9 protein-coding genes are annotated in these 8,940 nt (G+C 68.3%); 6 read left to right on the plus strand and 3 right to left on the minus strand.

Going from position 1 to position 8,940, the window contains the following annotated elements:
* The first annotated feature begins 16 nt into the window (after positions 1–16).
* Positions 17–709 carry a rhomboid family intramembrane serine protease gene (locus tag B5D37_RS11180; RefSeq protein ID WP_078758832.1) on the plus strand — a complete coding sequence of 231 codons (693 nt, stop codon included), beginning with the start codon at positions 17–19 and terminating at the stop codon, positions 707–709.
* 15 nt (positions 710–724) lie between these two features.
* On the opposite strand, the gene B5D37_RS11185 is transcribed toward B5D37_RS11180, so the two are convergent.
* From B5D37_RS11185 to gpmI, 3 genes are all read right to left on the minus strand, one after another.
* A complete protein-coding gene (locus B5D37_RS11185; RefSeq protein WP_078758816.1) occupies positions 725–2,059 on the minus strand; it encodes a S41 family peptidase in 1,335 nt (444 codons plus the stop codon).
* A 118-nt stretch (positions 2,060–2,177) separates the two neighbouring features.
* Positions 2,178–3,422, minus strand: coding sequence for a murein hydrolase activator EnvC family protein (locus B5D37_RS11190; RefSeq protein ID WP_078758817.1), 1,245 nt, complete (start codon positions 3,420–3,422; stop codon positions 2,178–2,180).
* Positions 3,422–4,975: a 2,3-bisphosphoglycerate-independent phosphoglycerate mutase gene (gene gpmI / locus B5D37_RS11195; protein WP_078758818.1), complete on the minus strand. Its 1,554-nt coding sequence runs from the start codon at positions 4,973–4,975 to the stop codon at positions 3,422–3,424. The genes B5D37_RS11190 and gpmI overlap by 1 nt, the downstream gene beginning before the upstream one ends.
* A 163-nt stretch (positions 4,976–5,138) precedes the next feature.
* Between gpmI and B5D37_RS11200 the strand changes: the two genes are divergently transcribed.
* From B5D37_RS11200 to B5D37_RS11220, 5 genes are all read left to right on the plus strand, one after another.
* The gene (locus tag B5D37_RS11200) at positions 5,139–5,822 is read left to right on the plus strand and encodes a DUF4097 family beta strand repeat-containing protein (RefSeq protein ID WP_078758819.1); all 684 of its coding nucleotides are present in this window, start codon (positions 5,139–5,141) and stop codon (positions 5,820–5,822) included.
* A gap of 77 nt (positions 5,823–5,899) precedes the next feature.
* On the plus strand, positions 5,900–7,627 hold the full coding sequence (locus B5D37_RS11205; RefSeq protein WP_078758820.1) for a M28 family metallopeptidase: 1,728 nt from the start codon (positions 5,900–5,902) through the stop codon (positions 7,625–7,627).
* A gap of 84 nt (positions 7,628–7,711) precedes the next feature.
* Positions 7,712–8,125: an MAPEG family protein gene (locus B5D37_RS11210; RefSeq protein ID WP_078758821.1), complete on the plus strand. Its 414-nt coding sequence runs from the start codon at positions 7,712–7,714 to the stop codon at positions 8,123–8,125.
* Positions 8,126–8,168: 43 nt separating this feature from the next.
* Positions 8,169–8,651, plus strand: coding sequence for a 2OG-Fe dioxygenase family protein (locus tag B5D37_RS11215; RefSeq protein ID WP_159447388.1), 483 nt, complete (start codon positions 8,169–8,171; stop codon positions 8,649–8,651).
* Positions 8,652–8,699: 48 nt separating this feature from the next.
* The coding region (locus B5D37_RS11220; RefSeq protein WP_143814279.1) for a transposase at positions 8,700–8,940 on the plus strand (241 nt) is incomplete at its 3' end.

Below are 8,940 nucleotides of genomic sequence, written 5' to 3' on the forward strand. Positions count from 1 at the left end.
ACACCGGGGACTGATGATGTTCGTGGCGATTCCTTCCCGCCAGAAACCGCCCGTACGCTGGGCGACCCCGCTGATGTTCGCCGCTCTCTGGGGTTGCTTTACATGGGCCACGTTGCTGCCGCAGAGCGCTCAACGGCACCTCCTGCTGGAATGGGGCGCGCTGTCGGGCGGGCTGACCACGCCAGCCGACTGGTACGCGGCACTCTTCGACGACAGCCTGCTCCGCCTGATGAGCGCCCTGTTCCTGCACGCGGACTGGGCCCACCTGCTGGGCAACCTGGTGTTCCTGCTGATCTTCGGGCTGCCGGCCGAACGCACCATGGGCCCATGGCGGTTCCTGCTGCTGTTCCTGTTGGGAGGCGCCGTCGCCAACCTTGCCGCGGTGATCGCCATTGCCACGCCCGACCGCCTGATCATCGGCGCGAGCGGTGCGGTGTCGGCCTTGATCGGCGCCTACCTCGCGCTGTTCCCGGGGGCGAAGCTCGGGCTGGTCGTGCCGTTGGGCCTGTTCCTGCAGTTCGTGAAGGTTCCGGCTGCGCTGTTGATCGGCGTTTGGGCGCTGCTGCAGCTGGTCTTCACCTTCATCGGCCCGGCATTCGGCGCCGTCGCCTGGTCGGCACACCTCGCAGGATTTGCCTTCGGCGGGGCGTTCGCACTGATCGCGCGCGCCGGCATCGCCCGGCGCATGCGGCAGCGGCGGGGCTTCTGAGCCGGAGATCGGCAGTCAGCCGCTCGTCGCCCGCGCTCCTGCAGCCATGCGCTTGAGCTCGGCCAGGGCGGCATCGATGTGGATGTCACCATTGAGGACGTCCCCGGCATTGTCGCCGGGGCGGTCGCCCTCTTCCTCGCCCTGCAGGTGCCCCGGAAGGCTGGCCTCGGTGTAGGTGGGACGCGCCTCCGCCAGGTCCTCTTCGCCCTCGGCCGGACGCAACACGAGATCGGGTGTAATGCCCAGCGCCTGGATCGACTTGCCGCTGGGGGTGTAATAGCGCGCGGTGGTGAGCTTGACCGAATCGCCATTGTCGAGCGGCAGCAGCGTCTGCACCGAACCCTTGCCGAAGGTGCGGCTGCCAACAACTCGCGCCCGCTCGTTGTCGCGCAGGGCGCCGGCCAGTACTTCCGAAGCGCTGGCGGACCCGGCATCTACCATCACCACCACCGGCGCGCCATCGAGGCGGTCTCCGGGTGTGGCCCGGAACTCGGCATCGCTGATCGGGATGCGGCCGCGGGTGCTCACGATGCCCCCGTCTTCCAGCAGGGCATCGGCGATCTGTACCGCAGAGCTCAGCAGGCCACCCGGGTTGCTGCGCAGGTCGATGACCAGCCCCTCCAGGGCGCCGCCCGCTTCTTCGGCGAGGGTGCCCAGTTGCCGCTCGAATTCGGCGGCCGTGTCGGCCTGGAAGGCGCTGATCCGCACGTAGCCGAAGCCCGGCTCCAGCAAGCGGCTGCGGACGCTGGCGATGCGGATGGTTTCACGCTGCACTTCGATGGTGAGCGGTTCGGCGACGCCGTCTCGCACGATGGTCAGCTCGACACTGGTACCCGGCGCTCCACGCAGTGGCGCGGAACTGTCGAAATTGGTCTCGGTGAGCGGCTCACCGTCAATCCCGGTGATCAGGTCCCCGGCCATGACGCCCGCCCGGGCGGCCGGTGTGTCATCGATGGGGGAGATGACGCGCAGCATCCCGTCGGGCTGGCGAACGATCTCGACGCCGATGCCGTCGTAGTTGCCCCGGGACTGCTCGTCGAAGTTCTCCGCGGCGTCGCCTTCCAGGTAGGCACTGTGGGGATCCAGGTCGAGCAGCAGCCCGCGGATCGCCGACTGCATCAGCTCGCGGTCCTCGACCGGCTCGACGTAGGCCTGCTTCACCGCGCCGTAGACGGCGACGTAGCGGCGGATTTCGTCCAAGGGCACGCGCGAGGCGTCGACGGCGGCTTGCCCGTCGGCCGCCTCGACGCGCGGGTCCTGCTGGCCCGCCTGCTCCTGGGCCTGCAGTGGGGCGGCGCCAAGTGCGAGGGCGATGGCAAGTGGAACAACGAGCGGATGGCGAAGGTGCATGGAAGCTCCGGGTTGGTGCAGGTTGGACCACGCGCAGCGGCGCGGGTTCAGCACGGCAAACGCAGATCGCGGTATCACCGACAGTAGGCCCTGTCGTTGCAACGGTGCTTGAAGCCCATCAGCGCTTCAACCAGCCAGCGGGGTCGACCGGACTGCCATTGCGGCGCAGTTCGAAGTACAGGGCCGGACGGCCATGTCCGCCCGAGGTACCCACCGTGGCCACGGCATCGCCACGCCGCACCGGGTCCCCGGCATCCATCAGCACCGCGTCATTGTGTGCGTAGAGGCTCATGTAGCCATTGCCGTGGTCGACGATCAGGATCAGGCCGAAACCACTCATCCATTCGGCGTACACCACCGTGCCGTCAGCGACCGCCTTGACCTCCGTGCCGGCCTTGGCGCCGATCAGCAGCCCGTCGCTCTTGCGTCCGTCGGGCATGGAGGCGCCGTAGCCGGCGATCAGGTTGCCCGCCAACGGCCAGCCGGCTCCGCCCACTGCCGGCCCGCTGGCGACGGGGGCGGGCCTTGGCGCAGGCGCTGGCCGGCCCTGCCTTCGAGCAGCTTCGCGCGCCTCCCGCGCCTCACGTTCGGCACGCTCCGCGGCGGCCTTGCGCTCGGCCGCAGCGCGCGCAGCGGCAGCACGCAGCCTCTCCAGTACCTGCTCCAGGCCACGGGCATCCCGCCCCAACGCCTGCTCGCGCTGGCGTCTGTCCTGATACCGCTCGTCGAGGCGCGCGACCAGTGCCTTGCGCGCCGCCCGGTCTTCCTCGTGCTGGGACAACTGCGCACGCTGGCGTGCGCGCGCTTCCTCCAGTTCGGCGCGACGGGCAGCGACCTGGACCTCCAACGTGTCCAGCCTGGCCAGCTCGACGGACAGCGTCCGGATGCGCTCCACCCGCTCGCGTTGCAGGTAGCCGTGATAGGTCAGCAGGCGGTTGGCGTCCTCCACCCGATCCTGTGCCAACAGCAGCTTCAAGGGTGCGGCTTCGCCCTGGGCATAGGCGGCGCGCAGCAACTCCGCCAGCTCCCGGCGCTGGCCGCCGCGGCGCGATTCCAGTGCGTCGCGTTCTGTTTCGAGTGCCCGCAGGCGTTCCTGCAGCGCTTCCAGCGCCTGCTCGGTCTCGTGCAGCTGCCGCCCCGATGCGGCGACGCGTTCGTCCGCCTCGCGCAGCTGGCGGGTGGCGGCGCCGCGCTCGGATTCGACTTCCCGTCGCTCCGCTGCCACTGCCTCCAGCTCCTGCTTGACGGTCCGCAGCTTGCGTTCGGTGTCGCCAGTGTCCTGGGCCGGCACACCGGTGGCTACCAGCGCCCCCGCGGCCACCAGGCCCAATCCGAGCAGCCGTGTCGCGCGCCGGCGTGGCATCAGCGGGCCGGCTCGTCCAGCAGCAGGCTCTGTCCGGTCATCTCGTCCGGCTTCGGAATGCCCAGCAGGTCCAGCACGGTCGGGGCAACGTCCCGCAGCGAGCCGCCGCTGCGCAACAGCGCCTTGCGTGGGCCCACGTAGACGAACGGCACCGGGCCCACCGTGTGGGAGGTATGCGCCTGTCCGGTGGCGGCGTCGCGCATCATCTCGACATTGCCGTGGTCTGCCGTGACCAGCAGTGCCCCGCCGGTCTCGCGTACCGCGCCGGCAACGGCGCCGATCGCCACGTCGACCGCCTCGACGGCCTTGATGGCCGCTTCGATATTGCCGCTGTGGCCGACCATGTCCGGGTTGGCGATGTTGCAGATCGCCACGTCGACCTCGCCGGAACGGATGGCCGCGGTGAGCTTCCCGGTCACCTCCGGGCAGCTCATCTCGGGTTGCAGGTCGTAGGTGGCGACCTTCGGGCTGGGCACGAGCACGCGGGTCTCGCCCTCGTAGGTGTCCTCGCGTCCGCCGCTGAAGAAGAAGGTGACGTGGGCATACTTTTCGGTCTCGGCGATGCGCAGCTGACGCAGCTTGCGCGACGCCAGCACCTCGCCCAGGGTGTTGCGCAGGTCTTCGGGGCCGAAAGCCACTGGCGCCGGCAGCCGTGCGTCGTACTCGGTGAGGCAGGTGAAGCGGGCCAGGGCCGGGCGTCGCGCCTGGAACCCATCGAAACCGGGGTCGACGAAGGCGGCGGTCAGCTGCCGGGCACGATCGGCCCGGAAGTTCATGAAGACGACGGCATCGCCGTCCTGCATCGGCAGCGGCTCTCCGATGACGGTGGGCAGTACGAACTCGTCGTTTTCGCCACGGGCGTACGCGGCATCCAGCGCGGACAGTGCATCGTCGGACTGATGTTCCGCGCGCCCCTCGACCACGACATCCCAGGCCTGTCGCAGGCGGTCCCAGCGCTTGTCGCGGTCCATCGCGAAATAGCGCCCGCCAATGCTGGCGATGCGTGCGTTGCCCGCGCGCTCGCACGCCGCCTGCAGCTTCTCCAGGCTCTGGCGCGCCGAACGCGGTGGCATGTCCCGGCCGTCGAGGAAGGCATGCACCGCGACGCGCCCCACGCCTTCGCGGCGGGCCATCTCGATCATCGCGAAGATGTGCGCCTCGTGGCTGTGCACGCCACCGGGCGACAGCAGGCCCAACAGGTGCAGGGTGCCGTTGCCATCGCGTTCGGCGGTGCATGCCGCCAGCAGCTCGTCGTTGGCGAAGAAGCTGCCGTCCTCGATGGCGGCGTCGATCCGGGTGAGGTCCTGGTAGACCACGCGCCCGGCGCCCAGGTTCATGTGGCCGACCTCGGAGTTGCCCATCTGCCCGTCCGGCAGGCCGACATGCCTGCCTTCGGTATGGATCAGGGTATGCGGCGCCGCCTCCAGCAGGGCATGCCAGTTCGGCAGCGTGGCTTGGGCGAGTGCATTGTCTGCGGCTTCTTCGCGATGCCCCCAACCATCCAGTATGAGCAGGACGACGGGGCGGATGGCGGGCACTGGGGAGGCTGGCACGTCGATGGTTCCGGTGACTTCAGGCAGGTGACGATTGTAGCGAAGCGCGCCATCTATCCCGTGCAGGCCTGGATCAGCGGTCGCCGGCGCACGCGGACCTGGTTAAACCCCGGCGCTGCTTGCCGCATCCCAGCACGGCACCTTCCGAACCCGAGGACCACCCATGACCCGTCATCGCAATGCACTTTCGACCCTTGCGCTCGCCATCGCCCTCGCCGCCATCCCGCCGGCGTTCGCGGCACAGGACGACATCAGCAAGGTCAACGGCGCCATCCGCGTTGACGATGCCGGCCGTGCCGGCGACCTCGACACGGTCAACGGCAGCATCAAGGTCGGGACCGGGGCGCAGAGCGGCGATGCGGAAACCGTGAACGGAAGCATCACGGTGGCCGACGACGCGGTGGTCGGTGGCCTCTCCACCGTCAATGGCGGCATCAAGGTCGGCACCAACGTGCGCATGGGCGACGACGTCGGGACCGTGAACGGCAGCGTGTTCATCGACCGTGGTGGGCGCATCGACGGCGGGGTGGAAACGGTGAACGGCGCGATCGGCCTGGTCGCGACCGAAGTGACCGGCGACATCGAGACCGTGAACGGTGACCTGACCGTGGGGATCAATTCGCACGTCCGTGGCGGCATCCGCTATTCCAAGCCCAATGTCTCGTTCATCAGCTTCAGCCGCAAGCGCGAACCGCGGGTGGTCATCGGTCCGGATGCGCGCGTCGATGGGCCGCTGATGTTCGAACGGGACGTGAAACTGTACGTCCACGAGACCGCGACCATCGGCGCGGTCACCGGCGCCGAGGCCGTGTCCTACAGCGGCAGCCGGGCGCCCACCGGGGACTGACGCGGCCCAGCCGGGCCACTGCGGAGGGGTGCAAGCGACGCTGCTACCATCGGCTGTCTGACATCCATGGAGCCGCCATGAAACGCACCCCGTTCCTGCCCGCCATGACCATGGTCGCGGCCGCCATCGCCCTCGCCGCCTGCGACCGCGCGCCGTCGCCGCCCGCCGGATCCGCAGACTCCGCCGCCACCGCGCCGGCCGCGGCCGATTCCGACGCCGCCATCAACGTCGCCGACTTCGCCCGGCACGTGGAAACGCTCGCCTCCGACGAGTTCGCCGGCCGGGCACCCGGCAGCATCGGCGAAGACAAGACCACCGAGTACCTCGAGGCCGAGTTCAAGCGTCTCGGGCTGCAGCCGGGCAATGGCGACAGCTACTTCCAGACCGTGCCGATGGTGGAGACGACCGCCAGCGACGCCACCGTGATCAAACTGGACGTCGATGGCGAAGAGCGTGAGCTGGAGTTCGCCGCCGATATGGTCATCGGGACCCGCAGCGGCGAACCGCGGGTGCAGATCGAAGACAGCGAGCTGGTGTTCGTCGGCTACGGCGTGAATGCGCCGGAGCTGGGCTGGAACGACTACGCCGGCGTCGACGTCAAGGGCAAGACCGTGGTCATGTTCGTCAACGATCCCGGCTTCCATGCGCAGGATGCGGAACTGTTCGAAGGCCAGCGCATGACCTACTACGGGCGCTGGACCTACAAGTTCGAGGAGGCGGCCCGGCAGGGCGCCGCCGCGGCACTGATCATCCACGACAACGCCGGCGCCTCCTACGGCTGGGACGTGGTCCGCAACTCCTGGTCGGGCCCGCAGTTCGAGCTGCCGGCAGCCGACGATCCGCAGCCGCGGCTTCCAGCCGAGGGGTGGGTCACCGCCGACGCCGCGCGCAGCCTGCTGGACGACCTCGGCCACGACCTCGACCAGCTGTACACCGCGGCCAACAAGCCGGGGTTCGAGGCAATTCCGCTGGACGCCACGCTCTCGCTGGACCTGGAGAGCACCATCACCGAGAAGTCCTCGCAGAACGTGGTAGCACTGCTGCCCGGCACGGAGCGGCCGGAAGAAACGATCGTCTACCTCGCGCACTGGGACCACCTCGGCAGCCATGAGGGTGAAGGCGGCGACGCTCCGGCAGCCGACAGCATCTACAACGGCGCGATCGACAACGCGACCGGCGTTGCCGGCATCCTCGAAATCGCCGAAGCGTTTGCCGCCCAGGAGCCTGCACCGGAGCGCTCGGTGATGTTCCTGGCGGTGACACTGGAGGAGTCCGGCTTGCTGGGTTCCAAGTACTTCGTCGCACAGCCCACCATCGACCTGGACAAGACCGTGGCGGCGATCAACCTGGACGCGATGCCGGTTATCGGACGCTCCAAAGACATGACCGTGATCGGCCTGGGCAACTCCGAGCTGGAGGACATCCTCTCGGAAGTCGCCACCGGCCAGGGACGCACCCTCGTGGCAGAGGCGACGCCTCAGGACGGCTTCTACTTCCGCTCCGACCACTTCAACTTCGCCAAGGCCGGCGTGCCCGCGCTTTATGCGAAGGGCGGCGAGGACCTGGTCGAAGGCGGCGTGGAAGGTGGTCGCCAGGCGCAGATGGATTATCGCGACAACCGTTACCACCAGGCCGGCGACGAGTTCGATCCGGGCTGGAACATGGAAGGCGTCGTGCAGGACCTGGAAGCTCTGTACGCGGTCGGCCGGGAGCTCGCCGGCGGCGATACCTGGCCGAACTGGTACGAGGGCAACGCATTCCGCGCCGCCCGCGACGAGGCCCGCGCCGATAACATCAGCGAATAAACCTTCCGCGCTCTCCGGAGACGGCGCCTGCGGGCGCCGTCTTCGTTTTCGGCTAGGCTTGCACATCCCGACCGGAGCCCGAAGATGACCCTGTCCACTGCCTACTGGTGTGTGTTGATTGCCGCGTTGCTGCCATACGTCTGGACGGTGGTGGCGAAGTCGAGCGGCAAACGCTTCGACAACCGCAATCCCAGGGAATGGCTCGCCCGGCAGGACAACCCCAGGTCGATCCGGGCCAACGCGGCCCAGCTCAACGCTTTCGAAGCTTTTCCGGCGTTTGCGGTCGCCGTGGTACTTGCCCAATTGGCCGGGGTCGCCCACGACCGGATCGCGCTGCTCGCGGTGGTCTTCCTGGTCTTCCGCGTGCTCCATGGCCTGTTCTACGTAAGCAACCGGGACAAGCTGCGCAGCCTGAGCTGGTTCGCTGCACTTTCCTGCGTGCTGACGCTTCTGGTCCAGGCCGCGCTCAATGTCGACCGCGTCCTGCCCCTGGGCTGACGGGGGCTCTCCCACTCCGACAATCCTGACGGACATAAGCCCGGTGCCCGGCGAATCCTGCCTCGACGTTGCTGCCACTGTCCGGGCCGACGGCTTCGCGTTCGTCGAAGCCGCGCTGGCCGAGCCGCTACTGCTCCGTTGCGGCGGGCTGTCCGACTGGCAGACCTTCTCCGAGAGCTGGAACGACCTCGGCCAGGATCACTACCTGGCCGCCGTCGGCCGCCATCGTCGACGGCGACATGCGATTTTCCACCTGGGTGCCGGGGGCTTCGAGCTCCAACCCCACGGCCCGCACTACCAGCACATCCAGTACAACCCGCTGCAGGGCAGCATCCAGCGCTGGTTCGAGCCGATGGAGGCCAGGGTATGTGGCAGCGAGTCGATGCTTACGATCCTGGCATTCGCTGCAAAGACGTTCGGGGAGCTCGCCCCGGCGACGCGGGAATGGAAGATCGAAGCCCACCAGTTCCGTATCGAAGCCGCACCCGGCCGCGTCGGGGAACCCACGACGTCCCCCCGGTTTTGAGTAGCACGGCGAACTGGAGTCCAATTCCCCAAAGCGAGGAGATTGGACGTGAAGAAGCGCTTTTCCGAAGAGCAGATCATCGGCTTCCTGCGCGAGGCCGAGGCCGGACTGCCGGTCAAGGAGCTGTGCCGCAAGCACGGCTTCAGCGAGGCGTCGTACTACCTGTGGCGGAGCAAGTTCGGCGGCATGAGCGTGCCCGATGCCAAGCGCCTGAAGGAGCTTGAGACCGAGAACGGCCGGCTGAAGAAGCTGCTGGCCGAGCAGGTTCTCGAGAACGAGGTCATCAAGG

Origin of the sequence: Lysobacter spongiicola DSM 21749, assembly GCF_900167055.1 — a bacterium.
GTDB classification, from domain to species: domain Bacteria; phylum Pseudomonadota; class Gammaproteobacteria; order Xanthomonadales; family Xanthomonadaceae; genus Novilysobacter; species Novilysobacter spongiicola.